Origin of the sequence: Halomonas sp. A3H3 (genome assembly GCF_000982975.1) — a bacterium.
GTDB lineage: Bacteria > Pseudomonadota > Gammaproteobacteria > Pseudomonadales > Halomonadaceae > Vreelandella > Vreelandella titanicae.
Genome location: NZ_HG423343.1, coordinates 1,277,442 through 1,296,988, shown reverse-complemented (window position 1 = coordinate 1,296,988; position 19,547 = coordinate 1,277,442). Strand labels below are relative to the sequence as shown.

Annotated in this window: 14 protein-coding genes and 1 pseudogene; 3 read left to right on the top strand and 12 right to left on the bottom strand. The window is 53.8% G+C overall.

Annotated features, from left to right (window positions below):
• The 8 genes and pseudogenes from HALA3H3_RS25985 to recC all read right to left on the bottom strand — a co-directional run.
• Positions 1–177, bottom strand: a 177-nt coding sequence (locus HALA3H3_RS25985) for a transposase (protein ID WP_199105137.1), incomplete at its 3' end; no start/stop codon positions are given.
• Positions 178–295: 118 nt separating this feature from the next.
• Positions 296–445 (bottom strand): annotated as a pseudogene (locus HALA3H3_RS27285) (IS30 family transposase); the annotation flags it as partial.
• A gap of 521 nt (positions 446–966) precedes the next feature.
• Positions 967–1,464: a poly-gamma-glutamate hydrolase family protein gene (locus HALA3H3_RS27815; protein WP_350340062.1), complete on the bottom strand. Its 498-nt coding sequence runs from the start codon at positions 1,462–1,464 to the stop codon at positions 967–969.
• A 137-nt stretch (positions 1,465–1,601) separates the two neighbouring features.
• The gene (locus HALA3H3_RS05610) at positions 1,602–1,982 is read right to left on the bottom strand and encodes a gamma-glutamylcyclotransferase family protein (RefSeq protein WP_022520337.1); all 381 of its coding nucleotides are present in this window, start codon (positions 1,980–1,982) and stop codon (positions 1,602–1,604) included.
• Positions 1,983–2,021: 39 nt separating this feature from the next.
• Positions 2,022–4,139, bottom strand: a complete 2,118-nt coding sequence (locus tag HALA3H3_RS05605; protein ID WP_022520336.1) for an AAA family ATPase — start codon at positions 4,137–4,139, stop codon at positions 2,022–2,024.
• A gap of 146 nt (positions 4,140–4,285) precedes the next feature.
• Positions 4,286–6,334: an exodeoxyribonuclease V subunit alpha gene (gene recD, locus HALA3H3_RS05600; protein ID WP_022520335.1), complete on the bottom strand. Its 2,049-nt coding sequence runs from the start codon at positions 6,332–6,334 to the stop codon at positions 4,286–4,288.
• A complete protein-coding gene (gene recB, locus HALA3H3_RS05595; RefSeq protein ID WP_022520334.1) occupies positions 6,331–10,089 on the bottom strand; it encodes an exodeoxyribonuclease V subunit beta in 3,759 nt (1,252 codons plus the stop codon). The genes recD and recB overlap by 4 nt, the downstream gene beginning before the upstream one ends.
• A complete protein-coding gene (gene recC, locus HALA3H3_RS05590) occupies positions 10,089–13,766 on the bottom strand; it encodes an exodeoxyribonuclease V subunit gamma (RefSeq protein WP_022520333.1) in 3,678 nt (1,225 codons plus the stop codon). Before recC ends, recB begins: the two co-directional genes overlap by 1 nt.
• Before the next feature lie 144 nt (positions 13,767–13,910).
• Between recC and HALA3H3_RS05585 the strand changes: the two genes are divergently transcribed.
• Together HALA3H3_RS05585 and HALA3H3_RS27810 are read left to right on the top strand one after the other, a co-directional pair.
• Positions 13,911–15,809: a hypothetical protein gene (locus HALA3H3_RS05585; RefSeq protein WP_022520332.1), complete on the top strand. Its 1,899-nt coding sequence runs from the start codon at positions 13,911–13,913 to the stop codon at positions 15,807–15,809.
• Between the two features lie 82 nt (positions 15,810–15,891).
• On the top strand, positions 15,892–16,095 hold the full coding sequence (locus HALA3H3_RS27810) for a 3'-5' exonuclease (RefSeq protein WP_144410431.1): 204 nt from the start codon (positions 15,892–15,894) through the stop codon (positions 16,093–16,095).
• Between the two features lie 174 nt (positions 16,096–16,269).
• Here HALA3H3_RS27810 and HALA3H3_RS05575 read toward each other — a convergent pair whose 3' ends face one another.
• The 4 genes from HALA3H3_RS05575 to HALA3H3_RS05560 form a co-directional block, all read right to left on the bottom strand.
• The gene (locus tag HALA3H3_RS05575; protein ID WP_022520330.1) at positions 16,270–16,488 is read right to left on the bottom strand and encodes a BPSL0761 family protein; all 219 of its coding nucleotides are present in this window, start codon (positions 16,486–16,488) and stop codon (positions 16,270–16,272) included.
• Between the two features lie 76 nt (positions 16,489–16,564).
• Complete coding sequence (locus tag HALA3H3_RS05570) at positions 16,565–17,521, bottom strand: HD domain-containing protein (RefSeq protein WP_022520329.1); 957 nt, start codon at positions 17,519–17,521, stop codon at positions 16,565–16,567.
• Positions 17,508–18,746: a site-specific integrase gene (locus HALA3H3_RS05565; protein ID WP_022520328.1), complete on the bottom strand. Its 1,239-nt coding sequence runs from the start codon at positions 18,744–18,746 to the stop codon at positions 17,508–17,510. Before HALA3H3_RS05565 ends, HALA3H3_RS05570 begins: the two co-directional genes overlap by 14 nt.
• The gene (locus tag HALA3H3_RS05560) at positions 18,739–18,978 is read right to left on the bottom strand and encodes a hypothetical protein (RefSeq protein WP_009098524.1); all 240 of its coding nucleotides are present in this window, start codon (positions 18,976–18,978) and stop codon (positions 18,739–18,741) included. Before HALA3H3_RS05560 ends, HALA3H3_RS05565 begins: the two co-directional genes overlap by 8 nt.
• A gap of 122 nt (positions 18,979–19,100) precedes the next feature.
• Here HALA3H3_RS05560 and HALA3H3_RS05555 point away from each other — a divergent pair, with 122 nt between their 5' ends.
• The gene (locus tag HALA3H3_RS05555) at positions 19,101–19,343 is read left to right on the top strand and encodes a helix-turn-helix domain-containing protein (RefSeq protein WP_430622271.1); all 243 of its coding nucleotides are present in this window, start codon (positions 19,101–19,103) and stop codon (positions 19,341–19,343) included.
• The last annotated feature ends 204 nt before the right edge of the window (positions 19,344–19,547 follow it).

Sequence of the window (19,547 nt, the reverse complement as noted above, 5' to 3'; positions counted from 1 at the left end):
CTGTTCCGGTGAGCGGGGATCATGAAGCACGGCGGCCAAGCGGCGTGTTAGGCGATGCTGTTTATCGACTTCACGAAGCAGGAGTAATCCGGCGTCCGACGTAATGTGGCCCCCGGAGAAGTCGGCTTCAATTTGGCGGCGAGAGAGTGGCGAGAAGGTCAGCTTTTCAGGTACCATTTTGGAAGCGGCTGTTGGTGTTGGTTTTTGGTGTAAGGCCCTGAAACGTTAACACTTTCAGCCGCTTTCTTTTATACCCTGTGAGAAATCCGGGCTAAGTTTCTATTGTTCCTGAATATTATCTTAAGAACACATGGGCTGGGGTTCGGTATCCCAGCCTCTTTGTTGGCCTATCGTTCAGTTTGTTGACGACGCTTCGTAGCTCTGCATTAGTCACCTTCCGAAAGTCTGCCCCTTTTGGAACATACTGCCTGATCAGAACATTGGTGTACTATGCCTTCTTCCGTAGCGACCGATGCCACACTATGATTTTAGGATGACAATAACTTTTTTAGGACGGCTGCTTTAGGCTCTGTAGAATAACGAGGCACAAGGGCGTTATGCCGCTCCCTTTGGATTAGGTTTAGGCAATATGCCAACCGGACAACTGGGCTAATAGAGGGAAGCACGGTTGGCGACTGCGTCCAACCATTTGTCATGGGTGTACTTGCTGCGTCACTGCGGGTCGACAACGTGGGCATAAAAGACAGACTTGGCAATATCAACACCGACTTGAGAAATAGTCATTGGGTGTGCTCCTCAGCCATAGGTAGGGCAGTATGTAGCCCTTTCACTCTTCAGTGTGTCGCAGCAGGTGATCGGTCTGGCTCCATCCCATTAGTTAAGGTGGAGAGGATACCGCTGCTTACCCTCCTGTTCCTATCCTATGATCCAAAGTGCTGTAGCTATTCTATGAGCTCAGGTGCATCGGGTCGACTCACTGAGGCGCTATTTTACTAAACGTCAAGATTACCACTGTCGGCCCAGCACTCTCCGCACACGATCAATGAAGACGCGCCGTTTTCGCCAGGCAAAAGGACAGAGGCGAAGCCGCGGAGTCAGCTCCAGTTGAAGGCCACCTTGCTGGCTCTGGTTACAAATATTGTGGTTTCCACGGCCATGAACAACAGGATGCGGTTGGCTTTTTATACCGGCGCGATTCAATTCAGCTTCAAGCAGTTGCCGGAGTTCAACGTTGTCGCCTCCGGTGTAGGCAATGGCGTCACGGCCCATGCAACCGTGAATTGTGACCACTACAGCCGAGCGGCTTGCGAGCGCCAGGGCGGCGGGCTCGTCAAACGCCGTGCTGGTGATGTGTAAATCCCAGTTGTGGCGCCTCTTGTGTCCGCTAAAACTGTAATAGTTAAACGTATCGCCTGCGATTCGCTTAGCAAGTGATGATGTACCCGGCTCTATTTTGCCGCCATGAATAGCCATGATGGTAATTGGTGAGCCTCTATCTGCAATCTCAATCGAAAATGCCCCGTGGGGTTGCTCGCTTTTTAACTCCGCAAAGCTGTTATAGCGGTCGCCACGTTGGCGAATCCAGCCCTTTTGGCGTAGCTATACGGTTGCGCGTCCGAGCATGGGTCGTAAACGCATTTTTACCATTCCCCGTTTTCGATACGTGCTTCGTGCTTAGTCTCGGCGTTGTAGAGGTAACACCATGCCTCGCCGTGTTGAGTAGAAAAAATGGCGCGGTTATATAACCCTTGGCGTGGGGCATGCGCGAAGTAGCCTTCAAGCTGGTCTAGCAAGGCTAATTGTTCTGCGTTAATGGTGTATACCTCAACGACTGAGCCTGTTGAAGCCTCCGCTTTGGCCCCAGGGTAAGGGCCAAGGTCATAGAGAGTGAGGGTGGTTAGATGGTCAAGGCCTATTCGCTCAGCTCCTTCAAGCCAATAATGGTTGTGGCACCCTTGCTTGAGTGTGCCGTATACGGCAACGCGTGGGCAGCGTTGTATGTCGCGTTGTAGGTGTTGCATCTCTGTTCCCATATGTTGACACCAGTGCATAAGGCTGTGCTACACAAACCCCATCGGCTGGCGCTCGCCGTGCTGTTCGCGCTCTTCCAGCGTCAGCGCATCTAACAGCGTGTTCAGGCGAATAGGCAGCCCGCGTAAATCCAGCTGATCTAGCGCGGTACGCACGTTGCCGGGGGTTAAGCGGCGTTGGGCTAGGTGATTAGTGGGAATGCTGGCCAAACGCATGTGGTCGCGTTCAGGCAGTACCGCTTTTAACAGTTCGCGCAGTGGCTCCGGGGCTAGCGGCAAAAACTCCACCTTGAGATCAAAGCGGCGCATTACCGCGCGGTCTAGGCTGTCCACGCGGTTGGTGGTGGCGAGTAGTATGCCGTCGAAGTTCTCAATTTGTACCAATAGCTCGTTTGTGTGGGAAATCTCCCAGCTTTTCATGCTGTTATCGCGCTGCATCAGCAGGGTGTCTACTTCGTCCAATAGCAGCACGGCGCCTGTTTGCCGCGCTTTGGCAAACAGCTCGGCGAGCTTTTCTTCCGTCCCGCCAACGTATTTATCCAATAAGCTGCTGGCGTGCGCGGTAATCAGCTCGCGGCTCAGGCGTTTAGCTAAATGTTTTGCTAAGGCTGTTTTACCGCTGCCCGGCAGGCCGTGCAGGCATAAACGGCCACGCTGGCGGCGCGTTAGGCGATTAACGATATTCTCAAGCCCCGGGCGAGTATTGAGCCACTCCATGCGGTAAGCAGGCATGGCAGGGCCGGTGGAAGTGTTAGCACTGGTCGTTATGGGCGCGGCTGCTTTACCTAGCGCCTGCAGGCGTTGTGCCATGAGTGTCTCAATATGCTGTTCATTACGCTGTGGAGTGCGTGGGTTAAACAGCGTGCCTATTCGGCACAACTGTTTAGCCGCAGCCGGGGTCATCCACGGCTGTTCTGCTAAACGCTGCCGACCTATGGGAGTGACGGGCAGTGTTTTAATTAACTGCTGGTAATGAAAATTCATCTCTTCGTTGCGATTGGCCTTCACTTCGATAATTAGGTCGAAGCGGCGCAGGTAAGCGGGGTCGAGCCAATGCACGCTGTTACTTACCCACAGGCCAGGGGTCGGGTTGTTCTCCAGCAGCTGGTTCATCCAGCCTTTGGGGAGTGCTTCTTCGTCGTTGATGACGTCTTCAATCTCATCGAACATCACAAGCCCAGTGCGCTTCCCAATCAGCGCTTGCACGACTTGGTAGCGGCCTAGGCGTTTGCTGGGAGTAAGCACATCGTTATCTTTTTCTGCCACTGGCACGCCGTATAGCGGAACCTTGAGCAGCGTGGCGAGCGATTTTACAAACTCCGTTTTTCCCACGCCCGGCGCGCCGTAAATTAGTACGTTAGCACCGGTTTGTTGGGTGTCGATCGCGTTACGCAGGTAATCTAATGCCAGCTGGCGCAGGGGCACAGCACCAAAACTGGCGAATGAATACGCGCCAGCAGGCTGGATAGGGCAAAGGCTCATCAGGCGCTCAGTGATTAAGCTGCGTAACGTGCTGGAGGCCAGGGTTGTAACATCGTGGTTCACTAGTGGTGCTAAGCTCCGCAGCATTGGGCCTGGCGATAAGGTGTCGTCTAAGTCTAGTAGGCGGTGAGTGTGGGTCGTATTCAGCAGCCCGAACATTTTTAGGCGGCTTTGTTCTTGTAAGCACAGGTGCACGTCATCGCTGCCATGGCCGGTCAGCTGTGCTAATAGCTTCTTAGCATGGGTGTCTTCAATGCAGGTAAGCGTAGGGTTCATTTGTGGATAGCGCAGCCGTAGCCAGCTCAGCGTAAGCAAATGCGTTTCAAGCTCAGAGAGCTGTAGCAAGCTCGCGATTTGTTCACACAGGATCACTAGTGGGTTGTTCAGATGAGTGGATGGGTTGATGGTGCCGCTAGTGCGTTTCCACCAGCGCTTTAGAGAGGCGCTGTAATCTTGGTAGCGATGGCTACCCTTTGCAGCGGCCGGTACTTTGAGGCCGAGCCAGCCAAACAGGCTTTCCCAATCGTCATCGTCCAGCGAGCAGTTTTTACCTTGAAACAGAACCACGCGCACAGCAATAAGCTGCGCCATAAGACGCTCTTCTGGGTTGTGTGTCTCGTCATCACCTGAGTTGGTATGAAGATTTAAGATCGTATCCCACTGCATGGCCGTCTCCTTTGCTGCTTATGTCAGTAGCATAACCCTTAGGTGCGACTTTCCATGTCGCAGGAGAAACGGATGCCCTTCGTTAGCGAACGCTCTTTGTTAGCCAGTGCCAACTCAAGCGTTGTGGGAATGATTCGTTGTGAGAGTTATTGGTCTGAGACGGCAAATAGGCGGCTGTAGCGCTCTATGCGGCGTTCAATCGCGCGTGTTAGTACCTCACTGTGGGTGTCGAGTAACGTAAACGTATGCTTAGCCCGCGTCACGGCGGTATAAATCAATTCTCGGGTGAGTATCGGCGAGAGTGAATCAGGCATCACCAGCGCGGTATGGCTAAACTCCGAGCCCTGCGACTTGTGAACGGTCATAGCGTAGACCGTTTCAATGCGCTGCAAACGGCTAGGCAGCACCCAGCGAATACCGCCTTGGCCATCGGGGAACGCCACACGCAGCGTTAACCCGTTCTCCTCTTTGGGTACTGTTTTAGTACTGGTCTTAAAGTGACGCGGTGCATTCAGGGTAATGCCGATATCCCCATTCATCAGTTTTAAGCCGTAGTCGTTACCGGTGACTAACACGGGGCGGCCTTCATACCAGTGGCTTTCAGCCGCTGAGGCATCAATCCATCCTTCACGTATCAGTGCCTGCTCAATACGCTCATTGAGCGTTTCTACTCCCCACGGCCCCTGGCGCAGCGGTGTTAATAGCTGGAACGTGCTGTGGGCCTTGAGAATAGTGGCTGCCCAGTCGTCCCAGATGGCTTTGTCGTCCTCTAGGTCAGGACGGTTGCCTGTTTGCTGAATACAGTGCAAGTAGTGGCTAAGACCGCGTGCGTGAGGATTATTTTTTCGTCCTGCGACGGCTAATGTCGTTAGCTTGTGGTAAGGCGCGGTTGCTGACAGCGATAGGTGGGCAAGATCTTGATAGCGGGTGTCTGCCAGTACGGAGTGCGCCTGCTTGGCATTGCCTGCGTTGATGGCGTCGGCGAGGTGCCCGATGCCACTTTGGCTATCAAAGCGAAAGCTATGGCGCAGCTTGGCGACCGCCTGATCCAGCGCCTGGCCTGAAGGGTTCGTCAGGGAAGCGTCGAGTGTGTATCCCGTGGTGGCTGTGATCCATTGAGCGGTAGGGTCGCTGTAATGCCCCTCATCAGCGCGTTGGCACAAACTGCCTAATACGGCTCCGGCTTCGACTGAAGCCAGCTGATCTTTATCGCCAATTAACACCAGTCGAGCGTGAGAGGGCAGCGCGTCCAGTAGTGCTGCCATCATCTCGATATCCACCATAGAGGCTTCGTCCACCACCACCATGTCATAAGGCAGCGGGCGGTGAGCATGATAGGCATAGTGGCGCGTATCTGGGCGGGCACCTAGTAAGCGGTGCAGTGTTTTCACCTCCGTGGGCACGGACTGCTGTGTGCCGTCAGGGAGCTCAATATCGTTCAGCGCAGCCACCTGTTGGGCAATCGATTCGTTGAGCCGAGCAGCTGCCTTACCCGTCGGTGCCGCCAGCGCAATCGTCAGCGCGGGCTGATTAGCGAGACGCGTTAGACCTTGCAGAAGCGCCAGCAGGCGAATGACCGTGGTGGTTTTTCCTGTGCCAGGGCCACCGGTAATCACCGCAAAGGGGGCGCGTGCGCCAATCGCACACGCCATTTTTTGCCACCGTACATCGTCCGCATGAGGCGGAAACAGACGGCTCAGCAGGCCGGCAGCCTGATCGCTGGGCCAATCGGTCACGTGTTCAAGGCGCGCGTTCACTGCCGCGGTGATGCGCTGCTCGTGCTGCCAATAGCGGCGCAGATAGAGCGTGGAGCCGACCAGCACAAGAGGTTCATTGCCGTTAGTGCCTGTGCCCACAGCCGACCAAGCCCGTAATGCTTCTTCCCAGCCGGTGTCTGCATATTGGGCAATGAAGGAGTCGGGTGTGGGCAGCTCGGGCATGGCCTCCTGAGCTTGTACAGCGATCAGCGAGCGGGGCTGTGTGGTTAATGTCTTAAGATCGAGCAAGAGATGCCCTTGCCCGGCTAAATGGCTGACCATCGCCGCCGCTAGCAAGCAGGGGCCATCGGCCTCTGGTGCAAGCCGTGCTAGCTGGTCAGCGAACGCTGCGTCCAGGTCGCGAATCCACCCCGCGCGTGCCCAGTCGAAAAGTGTGGTCAGTAAGGTCTCGTTATCCGATAAGTGCAGGGTATTCATACCGTCACCTCCTTGTGATTTTCTCCAGCCATCAGGTCATCCAAGCGCTCGATAAACGCAAGGGGTGGCTTAAAACGCAGAACGCCACGGCTAGGCGCTTGTATGCCCCGCAGAAAGACCAGCATGGCACCGCCAATATGGTGGTCATAGTCGTAGTCGGGTAGGGTTTGGCGCAGATGGCGATGCAGTGCCAGCAAGTAAATACACAGCTGCATGTCGTAGCGCTTATCCAAGGTTGCCCGAGTAAGTGCATCCTCGGTGTAAGCCGCATCAGAAGGCCCCAGCCAGTTCGACTTCCAATCAATCACGTAATACTGGCCGTTGTGCTCTGCGAGTAGGTCGATAAAACCTTTCATCAAACCGTTGAGCTGTTGAAAGCCCAGCGCTGGCCGTGGCTCTCCTGGAAACAGCGTCTCCTTCACTAGCTTATCGAGTACCGGGGTCTTGGCATTGACCGTCGCAAACCAAAAATCAGGTTCAGCGCGGTAATGGGTGAGCGATGCCAACAACGGACCTTCCTCGTTTTCCGGTGCTAGTGGGGTATGTAACCAAGCCGTGATACCGGCTTTTAAGGCAGGTGCATGTGCTTCCCAACCTCGTTGAGCGCAGCGCTGCAGCATACGCTGAGTAAGCTCTGGGTCACGGCTAGCGTTATCAAAACCTTCGTTCGCCAGCGTTTCTAATACGCCGTGCAAAAAGGTGCCGGGGTTAGGGCCTTTAGGAAACGCATGCAGCGAGCCCACTTCAGGCGTGCCATGGATAAGGGCGGTGCGTATCGGCTGGTGCTCTTCCGTTTCAATTTCTGCCTGAGGCGTTTCAGGGGCATTCACACCTTTTTGCTGCAGAGCCGAGTAGCTGGCAATCCACCATGGGGTGAACGCTGGGTGGCTCGGTGTTCGTGCGGTCTTTAACTCAGGGTTGGTCGCCTGTACTTGGTAGCTAACCTCCTCGCTCGTGGCGGGATGGGAGGTAATATGAGCGCAGGCTTCTGAGTGTACCTGCCACGCGTTTTTAATCGACCCCAGGTCGGGCAATACCTTCCCACCACCTAATAAGTAGCCAATACCGGATTTATCGATTTGAGCTTTTTTGCTACTACCATGTTTCAGGGGGGCTAACCCGATAAACGTCGCGTGGCGCGCGCGGGTTAGCGCGACATACAGCAGGCGCATATCTTCAGAAAGCCGCTCATCATTAGCCGCTTCAAAGCCCTCTTTCGCCTCATCTTTACTATTGGCTAGCTCTAAAAACGCGTTGCCGCCTTCATCGTGGAACAGAGGTGTGCCCCATTTCCCGTTAATTTCTTTAAACGTCGCGATAAAGGGCAGGGCGACAATCGGGTACTCCAGTCCTTTCGATTTGAAGATGGTCACCACCTGGATCAGGTCGGCATCGCTTTCTAGGCGCAGGATTTGCTCATCGCGTTTTGGGTCTTGAATATGTTCACCGAGAACGCGAATCAGCGCATGGTCACCGTCTAAGGTATCGCTCGCCTGTTGGGCCCATTCCGCAAGGTGCAACAGGTTAGTTAAGCAGCGCTCCCCTTGGGGTTTAGCGAGCAGCTGCTCTGGCACACGATAATCGTGCATCAGCTGACGTAAAGCAGGCAGTACGCCCTGGCGATGCCAGCGTGCGCGATACTCAGCAAAACGTTCTTGCGTTGCCTCCCAAGCGAGCTCGTTATGGTGAAGTTCATCCAGTTGAGCAAGGCTCATCCCCAGCGTGGGCGTGGCAAGTGCTGCGCGTAGTGTCGAGACCTCTTCAGGATGGGCAATAGCCTTAAGCCAGCGCCAGCAATCTTTCGCTTCTGGGGTAGCAAATACGCTGTCGCGGTCAGATAGATACACGCTGGCTAACTGACGTTCGCTCAATGCCGAACGGATAGCAGCTGCCTCTGTGCGGTCGCGCACCAAAATAGCAATGTCGCTCGCCTGAAGTGGTCGAAACGCTTGGCCGGTAGTGTTTTCAAAGCCTGAGGCGTTTGAGGCAGCGCCGTTAAGCCAGCTGGCGATTTGATTCGCGCAGTGGCGTGCGGCCTGCGCAAGGTAGCGCTTCTTATTCACCGGTTCGTCATCTTCACCCACCCACCACGCTGTTAGCGCCGCTGTCGGCTTGCTATTCAGCACTAGCGCTTCTTTTCGGCCATTCGCGCCTGCCGGTGTAAACGGCATGGGGTTTTCTTGGGTTGTTTCGTTGGCAAACCTGAAGGCTTTTCGAGTAAACGCATTTTCGGCATGCCGGAAAAGTTGATTTACCGAGGCCACTACGTTCGCGCTTGAACGGAAGTTCGTTGCCAGGGTGTGATGACGTGGAGATGTGGCAGCACGCGCCTTTAAGTACGTATAGATATCGCCACCGCGAAAGCCGTAAATGGCTTGTTTGGGATCGCCAATCAGGATCAGTGCCGACGAGGGGTCGCTCTCTTGCACCTGATAGATCGCATCAAAAATACGGTATTGCGCAGGATCGGTATCTTGGAACTCATCGATCATCGCCACGGGAAACTGCGTGCGTAGCCTGTGTGCCAGTGCATCGCCGCCTTTGCCGCTTAGGGCATCAGCAAGGCCCTGGATCATACCGTCAAACCCCATCTCAGCACGTTGTGATAGCTGCTTGTTTACTCGGTTGGAGACCCACTCGCGTGCGTCGGCCAGTACCAGCGGCTTCAGTTCTTTGGCTTGAGTGTGAAGACTGGTGGACAGCTCATGCCATGCCTCTAACGCCTCATGAATCTCAAAGGTGGGTAGCGTGGTGCCTTTATTCACTAACAGCTGGCTGGTGGCGAGTTTAGGAACAAACTTACACGCAGCCAGGCAACGCTTTCCCCGCCCCCAGTCGTTGAGCTCTGCTAACCAGCTGGCAAACGTTGTGTCATCGTTTTTGCCCCGAAACTTATTGCCATTGAGCTTGCTGCGAAGGCCATGCAGCGCTTGGTGTATCGCTTCTGCATCCTGGCAATAAGCCTGCCGTGCCTTGTCTTCAGCCTCATTTAGCGCTTCACGAGCGGGAAGCAGCCCCCGTAGCTGTGCCTGCAGGTCTTTTTTGGGTAACGGCGCGCCTGCAAAGCAGAGTTGAACATCATGACGCTGTAATAAAGTGCGTAAAGCGCCATGTAGCGCTATTGGCGATGCGAATAACTCCATCATCACTCCTGCCATAGGAGCGTCCATGGGGTAAATGCGTGTCCGCCAATAATCAAATACGGCCTCCTGCGTTAAGGAGGTGAGGTCTTTCACTATCTCTTGATGAAACAGTTTCCCGCTATCGAAGGCATGCTCCTTGAGCATCCGCTGCGCCCAGCTGTGGATGGTAGAAATAGCGGCGTCATCCATCCACTCGGCGGCCACTTCTAACCTGCGGGCGCAGAGCGGCCAATGGGCGCGAGGATAATCGTCGCGCAGCTGCGCCAGCAGGGGGTCGCTTTGATGCAAGCCATCGTCACCCTCTGTTGCCCTAAACGCCTCTGCGGCTTGCACCAAGCGGGCACGGATGCGGTCTTTCAGCTCTTGGCTAGCGGCTTCTGTAAAGGTGACGACCAAAATATCCGGCGGCACCAGCGGCATCGTGAAGCCATTAGTGAAGGAATGGCTGTCATCATCGGGCTGTCCGTGGCCGAGTACCAAGCGCACGTACAAGAGCGCAATCGTAAAGGTCTTACCCGTACCGGCACTGGCTTCAATGAGTTGGCTACCACGCAGGGGAAGGCCCAGGGCTAATGGGGTAGAAGACGACTCAGTGGAAGGGAGCGTGGTCATTAGCGTGCCTCCTGTTCAGTATCTGGGTGCTCAGCGGTTGGATGCTCAGTGGCTGTTAGCTCGGCTACCCAGTCGTAGAGGTCACGGTAAACATCCTGGCAAGTAGTCAAAAACTGGTCGTTAGATAAAAAATCTTCCAGGGTAGGTAACTCACGCACTGTCATAGGACTTCGCTGCGAGAGCTTGTCGAAAGCCTTTTCCCATTCCTCCACTAGCTTTTCGTTTTGGCATAACGCCTCTATATCGAGTGGGTCAACGCCATCAGGTGCGTATTCAAATAGCGTAAATGCCAGTGAAGAATGCGTGGGTAATGGCGCCTGCATGGCGCTAAACCATTGACGAATTAGCCTATCCAACCACTCTGCCGCCTGGGCTTTGGGAAAGCCGGGTATGGCCAAGGTACCGCTTGGTGATACCAGGTGCGTTGATGATTCTGGGTGGGTGAGCTGTAGCGCTAGATGTGCTGGCCAGTGGCGCATGATCTGGTTCCAATGCCAGCTGTTACCTTGGTGCAGATGGCTGGAAAGTAATACGATCCGTGCTGTTTCCGTCTCGCTACAGAACACATTATCCAGCGTATCGCTTAGGGTGATATGCACTGGTTGAGTGTGTTGAAAAGGCGCTAGCGTGTTAGGTGTGATCTCTGCAGCGTGAGACACCGAGACCACCGGGTGGGCGGCGTCAGGATAGCGACGCAGCAGTGTCTGGTAGGCGGAGAGGGTGTCAGGCAAATGCTCTAACAATGTATGTTGCACGAGGGGGCCTACCGGTGAAGGCGGGTAGTGGCCTGCGCGCTGGCGTGTGTCGACTGTTTCTTGAAAAAGAAGATCAATGTCGGCATTTCGATCGCTGGTGAGGCGCTGGCCTAGATACTGCAATATGGCGTCGCGCTGTTGCCACTTTTCAAGAGAGTCAAAGTCAAACGGTTCGTCGTCTTCACTCGTCGTGTGATCGTCACGCATGGACGTTGCTAGCCGCTGCTGAAACAGTGCACTCACGGGATCGCGCATAAAGCTGGCCAGGGCACTCAGCGTCACCGTGCTTTCTGGTTGCCATAACGGTAGCGAGGCAGAGACTTGCAACAATGAGGGCCCAGAGGTTGTTGAGCGGACGCCTTGCCACTCGCGGGCATACGTAAACAGTGGCGAGGTTTTATCAAAATACGCATGACCAAAGGGTTGAAGTGGATGCTCTACGGTTAAGGTGGCCAGCAGGCTACGCCGCTGTTTTTCGCGCTCATCGGCGGATAAACGCGCTGGCGTGTCCTGCGCTGCTAGCCGCCAACCAGCGGCAATATGATCACGCAGTTGCCCCACTAGCACGCTAGGCGGCTGTTCTTGGTTATCTTGTGCGCTAAAACCACACCAACTAATCACTAGACGCTCGCGTGCTGACAACAAGGCTTCGAGGAACAGATATCGATCGTCGTCACGTCGTGAGCGATCACCCGGGCGGTAGTGTCCGCGAATGGCCATGAGATCAAAGTCGGGAGCTTGGCTTTTACGAGGGTAGGCGCCTTCCTGCATACCCAGCATGTACACGTGGCGGAAGGGGATCGCGCGCATCGGCATCAGTGTCGCAAAGGTGACGCGCCCCACGATAAAGTTCTGTGCCAACTGAGGTTCATCGATACGCGACAGCCAGCTCTCGCGTACTACCGCCAAGTTAATAGGCAGATCCATTTGAGCATCGTGAATCTCTTGCTGCCACGCGTCTAACGTGGTTTGCACGTGCCCTAACAGCTGTTCTTCGCGTGGAGAAGTAGGCGCTAAGAAGGTAACGATCAGTTTGCCTAATACCGCTGACCAGCCGTCCGCTGACTGTGAGGTATCCAAGCGCTCTCGATAGTCCTCAAGGGCGGAAATGAGCCGGTAAAGTGAGCCGGCAATGCGTGCATCTAGGCCGGCCACTTCATCAAACGGCACAATGCCTTCCCAGTCATCGCCGGTCTCAGCAGGGGCTCCAATGGCATACCCCATGAGCATGCGCTCAAGACCAAAGCGCCACGTATGTAACTCGTCATGCTCCGGCAGATCGAGTGAAGCGCGTTGCTGAGCATTGAGTCCCCAGCGGATATTGGTGTCACGAACCCAGCGCTGAAGGGTGGGGAGGTCGCTCTCTTCAAGCCCAAAGGCATGCCGTAATGGTGGGATATCAAGGAGCTCCAACACTTCGCTGGTGCGAAAGCGCCGCTGTGGTAGCGTTAATAACGTTTCGAGCGCGACTAGGAGAGGCTCGCGGTGGCGGCGCTGTTGGTCGGCAAGATGATAGGGCAGGTAGCGGCGTTCATGGGGCGAAAACTGGCCGAATACGGCTTCAATGTACGGGGCATAGTCGTTGATGTTCGGCACCATGACGATAATATCGCGTGGCTGTAGCGAGGCATCCTCCCCAAAGGCCGCTAACAGCTGGTCGTGGAGCACTTCCAGTTCGCGCTGCGGCCCATGACAGACCGTAAAGGTGATTGAACGATCCGTGGCGCTCAGCGCTGGCCAGCGGCCCTGGCTTTCAGCCGCCGGCCGTAAATCTAAAAGGTCATCCTGTAACTGGCCCAATAAATAACGCGTATCCGGTGTGACAAAGCAGTCAACGGGCTGTTGGAGCGCCGTAAAGGCGTCTTGATACTGCTCAGTCGCGTCGTATTCGCTGAGCAGGTGTAGATAATCACGTCCCTGCTTTCCCCAGGCGGCCAGCAGTGGGTGCGCATGTAGATGCAACGCTTCCGGTGTCGCATGTAAATCGGCAGGCATGCCTTGTTTACGACGTTGTCGATGATGGCGCCGCAGTGCATCTCGCGTCTCAATAATATCGCCCCAATAGTGCTGGCAAGGATTGAGCAAACATAAAATCACTTCTGATAGCGGCGAAAGCGCGGCAAGCACTTCGATCATCTGAAGGGGCAGGGATGAAATGCCAAACACCACGATTCTGGGGGAGAGGCCTTCTGGTCGTTGAGAGAGTTCGTTAGCCGCCGTTTTAAAGCGCTGATGTATCGCGCCGCGGTGACTATGGCGAGCCTCCTCCCCCAAGCGCTCAGCAATCGTGTCACCCAGTAAGCGCCATAGCGTAGGTTGCCATAAGTGCTCATCGTCTAACGGCTGTTGGCGTGCTGCGCTATCTAAAAAACCCTGCGTGAGGATGTCATCGCCTTGCTCCCAGGCCGTTAGCCAGTCTGCGCGATAGACCTGATACTGATCGAACAGATCGGCAATGCGTTCGGCTAACTGATACCGCTTGCGTGTATCCGGATCCTCCTCAAGATAGCGAGCCAGTGGCTCAAAGCGGGGATCCTTTAAAACGTCGGGCAATATAGTGAGGATCTGCCAACGTAGCTGGCCCTTATCAAAGGGCGAGCTTTTGGGCACGCTGTTGTCACCCGTCGCGGCGTCAATCACTTGGCGGTAAGCCTGCCACTGGAAGCGCGCTGGCAGCATGACATCTGCGCCAAGGCTGATGCCTCTGCCTACTCCACCCTGCGTCTCGGCCATAGAAATCTTCAGCCATTGGGCAATGCCGTTGCTTTGTACGAGAAACGTGGTTTTCTCCAGCGGATGCAGGGGGCGGTGGGCTAGCCACGCCATCGTGACATCACGCAGATCTTCCATGCGGTTGCCCTGAAGGACAATAAGGCCTTGGGTTCGTTTTTCATGGGCATTAGGAGCAGAGTAGGCAGCCATAAGAACTTCCTTGTTAAGAAAGATTTAAACGCCAGTGTAGCGCCAAACTAAGTGTATTGAGAGTATCAGTATGTCTGAATAATGCGACACAGAGCGTCGCACCCGTGCCGTATGCTGCTTCTTATGCAACAAAGAGGAGTGGGCATGGATACATTATTGCTGGACGATAATGGTGGCGGTGCTTTGGTAGGTGAATGTGGTAACGCGCATCAAGGTACTTGGCTAGTCGTTAAAGAGATGCATCTGCGTGCCTTGGATATCCACGATGATCCGGTGCTGGAAGTGTTGGACTTTCGCGGCTGTGGCGAGCATGCGTACCTGCACTTACAGCTAGACCGACTGCCTAACTTGCGCATGATCTATTTGCCTGAGCTCTCCCAAGGTGCCGTTATCCATCTGTTCTGTATGGATGTGCCACGCTCATTATTCATTCATGGAAACGTCACTGAGTTAGATGCGGATTGGCAAGCAGGTACGCTACGTTTGGTGTCTCACAAGGCAGCCTACGAGGGCGTACGTCTTTTGGGTCATGATGCACACAGTGACGATCTTTGCCCTTCGACAGGGAAGAAGGGGGAGGACGATGAATTAACGGTTAATCCCAATCAGTTGTCTGTTGTGCTCAACCCACGTCTTTTGCCTGCAAGCTTACGGCTCTCAGGCGAGGGCACATGGATGTTGCCCGATGCGTCTCATGTCGAACAGTGCGTCATTGATGGCCCCACTAAGGTGAGTATAGAGAAAGCATCCGTTCTTAACACGCTGACCATTCAATCTAGCGGTTCCTATGAGGTGGCAGGGATAAAAGCCTTAGCGACCGTAAAAGGAGCGCATAATCAATTACGTGAGACGCCGGATGCTCGGCCTTCTTCATCCTTACGCCATACAGCTCGCAAACATCTCACGTTACGAGGGAGCGTAAAAGCACTAACCTTCGCCGACGCCTGGGATCATGTGCAACTGCATATGCCACACTTAACAACCCTCACGCTTAGCTGGGCAAAACATGTCGCGTTACATCATTGCCGCGCCTTAACCACCGTATCGCTGCCCGATGGTGTGCCCGTAGACTGTTACGGCAGTGTTCCGCACTCACTGTTGAACCAGGCGCGCTTTTTTATTGATGAGTCGACGCTGGCGCAGTGCTTGACCCGAATAGAGGCGGGAGAGCATGGATTACTAGAAGGTGTGTTAAACGTGCTTGCGCAACGCCACACTCCTCATGGCGTGTTTTACACATTAAGTACGCTGGTACGTTTGGCCAAACAAGGCATAGCACTCAACGCGCTCTGGCAGTGCCGACGCGCTTTAAGTGGCTGGCAGCGCTTGGGTGGACGCAAGCGCAAACGCCTATCATTAACCCACCAAGACTACCAACGTGCTGATAAGCGTTGGGCTTGGCAGCTGCCCGTGGATCGTGTTGAAGAGGGCTTTAGTGCGGATTTACACCTTTGGGCGTTGTGTATGCCTCACTGTTCTGATGCACGGGCGTATCGCACAACCCTATTAAAAGAAGCACAAAAACGTGACGGTTTAGTGCATCTTCTACGTGTGGCAACTGTGGAGCAAGGTTTACCCACCTTGAGTGAGTTAGCAACGGATGTACTCGTCGCGCTGTATGGCCAGGGGGAGTGGCCACGATTGTCACTACCGAATGGCCAGGCAGGCGTTGCACGCTATTTGCCACGGTTGCTACGTGCGCGAGACTTAACGCCCATGCAAACGACAGCCTTATTAAATGCTATCGCTAATCTTGCTCCATGGACATCACTACCGGCGCTGTTAGCCCATCAGCTCGCCTACAACTTAGGTCCTGCTCGGGCGCTGCTGATGACGTTATCTCGCCAGTCCGATGAATGGTTTCGGTGGCGTATGCCGGGGTTTCCAAACAACCAGCATATTGCTACGGCTAAGCAACAACTGTTGCAGCTAGCACTAGTGCCTGCCTCTGGCGCGCGCACGCTAGTAAAGCAAATGGAGCAATCGGCCGTGATTCCCGAGCCTGACTGGATGGTAGATGATGGGTTTTTGGGTGACTGTTAGAAAATAATTACAGTTAATTTTGATAAGGAAGCTCTGAAAAAAACCTGGCTTCAGAGATAGTACGGTCATCATCAACGCGTTGGTGCCTCAAGCCTGTTGTGTTATTGCGCGTACCTGTAAAGGAGTAAACGAGATAAAGCATGCACTGGAAGTTCGCCAGCAACTTTGCGATTTGCTGGATGGCCGCATCACGCGCACGCCAGATGGTGCGCTTAACCTTGCCACGATGCACCGAGTAAAAGGCCTTGAGTTTGATGCAGTATTCATCGCCTCTGTTAATCGATGACGGTTTCCGCTCGATGTTGTAGTGAGCGCTGCTGCAGATGCCGTTACCCGCCGTCAGCGAGAGAACGAAGTGCAGGCTTTGGTGTAGTCAGCTTAACGCACGCACGTAAGCTGGCGTTTGTGTATGGCTATGGCTATGGGCAGATGAGCGAGTGGTTTAGCCCAGCTGTTAAAGCTACAGCGCTGTAGTGAACATTGGCTGAAAAACGGTTCCCTCCGCTAAATGCTGCTCGACATGGGCAGCTTCTAACATTTCTCGCTTTGATGGGTAATGCCGCAATAGCCTCTTGGCTTCCGTGCGGATGTCTTCAGCTAGGTGGTGACTTCGGCTAAGTTCGGTCAGAAATTCATGGGTTTGAATAATGGCGCGAGTGCGCTCGCTTGGGGTAGTCATAACCTTTACTCCTTATGATGAAAAGCCATCACAAGCTTATTATGACGGCTCTTGAAATGCTTGTGATGCTTCGATGTTATGGTGTCAATGAGTGCGCTAGCTGAGGCCGCCAAAAAACGTTTTGCCCAATCCGGCTAAAGCCCCACTGGCTTTTGCTACGAAACGCACGCTGCTGGTTATCTGTCATTGCACTCTGCCCATCTGCATCACGAATGTAGCGAGCCAGTGTCATGGCGGCTGGCTGGCCATAACGCGCACCCGGGGAGGCGCATGTCCAGATATGGCGTAAGGTCATCGCAATATCAGGTTCATGTTGGTCTAAGTAGGTAAGGCCATAGGCACACGCTTCTAGCGTAAACGCATCGTGGCTACAGAGCTTCCACGCCGCGTTAGGCTTGCCTTTCGAGTCATAGGTATACGTCTTACCAATATCGTGCAACAGCCCCGCTACAAAGCACGTTTCCTGCATCAGGCGCGGCATAGCTGGCTCATTTAAGCGCAGCATGGCAACAGCATTATTCGCGACGTTCAGCGAATGCTCTAGCAGCCCACCTGCATAGGCGTGGTGGTAGGTCACGCTGGCGGGTGCATTCAGAAACGCCTCGATACGATCCTTACGTTCCAATACCCGTGTTAAAAAACTGCGTAAGTGCTCCGATTGCAGAGACTGTACGGTCTTCACTAATTGATCGAACACCGCTGGTGCAGGGGAGTACACGCGTGGTAACGATTGTAGCGTGTCCAGTGAGTGGACTTCCTCACGGGTCGCCTTGCGGAACTCATCAAGCAGGAATTGGCCTGATAAGCACTTTACTCCTGATGCAGTAACAAAATCCAAATGGCCAATGCGCTCAGGTACGTGTGTCTTGGCCAAATTCAGCATTGCGATACGATCACCTTCGCAGTCGCTTAGCCGAAGTTTTAGAAAAGGCGTTTTTGCATTGTCGAACTCCACCACGCGACCCGTAAGGCGATAAGTGCCCGTAAAAGTGCGAGACAGGTGTGCTGGAGCTTGTTGATTAGGCAGTTTCATGGCGGTGCTCCTTCTCGGGCTTGGTGGATGTGGTATTGCCTAATAAACGCTCGAAGGCTGAGCCGTCCATACGCGTGGCATTAGGCACATAGCGCGAATAGACCTTAAACAGCATCTCGGTTGAACTGTGGCCTAACATGCGCGCTACCCACTCTGGGTTCTCACCCGAGGCTAGAAACAGCGTCGCAGCGGTATGGCGTGTTTGGTACGGGCGGCGTTTGGTAAGCCCCAGTGACCGTAGTAGGGGATACCACACGCGTTTCGTCACGTTGTTGTGATCAAGCGGCTGTCCCAGTTGATTGCAGAACACGTACTGGCTCATACGCCCAGTCGCGGCGTACTGCGTTTTTAAGGCGTCATATACCTGCCCAAACATGGGGATTTCACGCTGGGAGCCATCGGTCTTGGTGTATTCCGTTTCGCCATTTATCAATGTCTCGCGCACCAAGATTTCTCGTTTAGCGAAATCGACATTTTTCCACTTCAATCCATCTATCTCACCGGTACGCATACCGGTAAAAAAGCGCACCGTGTAGTAGTTACGATAGTCGGGGCGCACGTTATCAATGATGCGGTGGACTTCATGGAGCGAGAAGGGCTCTATGTGCGTCTTCTGTAGCTTTAAGGGTTTGATATTTTTGTAGGGCGTCTCGAAATCGAATCGCTCGGCAGCTTCATCCAGCACCATGCGAAGAATGGTCATATGGCTGTTAATGGTCTTTGGCGATACGAGCCCCGTGGCACCGCGGCCCTTGCGCTTAGCGAGCTTGGCGCGAAACGCCAGGATGTCGGCCTTGGTGATATCACCAATGGGCTTTTTACCGAATGCGGGCTTCAGCGAGCTATCCAAGATCGAGCGCACATTGCGCACGTGGGAAGCACGCCACTGGATCTTGCTCTCCTCAAACCACTGCTCAGCAAAGTCGTTAAAGAGTGGTGTTTCTACCTGCTGCGATATGCTCTCAGTGGTTTGCATAGCCACTGTAGAGTTGAGAGTAGCCTGCGTAGGCGCTAGTTTTTTTAAGTTTTTGCTGCCAGGAAAAAATTCGGCGTAATCGAAGTCATCTAGCAGGATTTTGGCTTCTACCTTTGCAAGCAGTTGCTCTACTTTTTTTCGGTTGGCAGGCGTGTCTTTCAGCGCGGTTTGTTCACGTAGCCGCAAGCCTTGATAAAAAAAGTCTAGGTAGAGCTTACCCGTCTCTTTACGTTGGCGGACTTTACCCATGACTAAAGCCTCCGTTGGCCATCGGAATGGATAGGTTTTTATGGGTCGCCTTCAGCATTTCTTTTTCAACGGCTTCCCAAAGGAACAAAATTTTGCGGCGGCCAAATGGTTTGATGTAGTGGGTGCCCTCAATAAGAACGCTATCTTTTAATTGCTGGCGGATGGTGCGGCAGTCGTACTTAATGCGCTGAGCAAGCTCTTCGGTCGTTAGGTAGGTATATGATGCTTCCATCGAAAACCTCCATGAGGGGTGGTATTCTGCGTGACTAAAAGGCATTCCAAATATCAGAATGTCATCCTGAATGACATTTTAGACAGCAAAAAGCCATTTGCAACCTTTTTTTGCCATTCTGGATGACAAAAAATGTTTTAAGGAGGTTTTTGATGGTTCGTTGTCATCTTGCGCGCTTGATGGGTGAGCACAAAATGAAAATCGTTGATGTGGCGCGTGAAACGGGTTTGAACCGCAATACCATCACGCTGCTTTACAAAGAAACAGCTCAGCGCATTGAGTTAGACGCGTTGGATAAGCTATGCAAGTTATTCAACTGCGGGGTAGGGGATTTGCTCGAATTTGATGACGACAGGGAGAGATAAGAAGCGCAAAGAGATGAGGCAGCTTGTTGCCTGAAGGTCGTAGGAAAAAATTGCTGGGGAAAAGAAAAAAGCCAATGTGTCACATATACGTCACAGATGTGTCACAGGAAGTTAGCCAACAAACAAACATAAAAAAGGCAGATCAGTAAGTAACTGATCTGCCTCTCAAAATATTGGTAGCGGGGACCGGATTTGAACCGATGA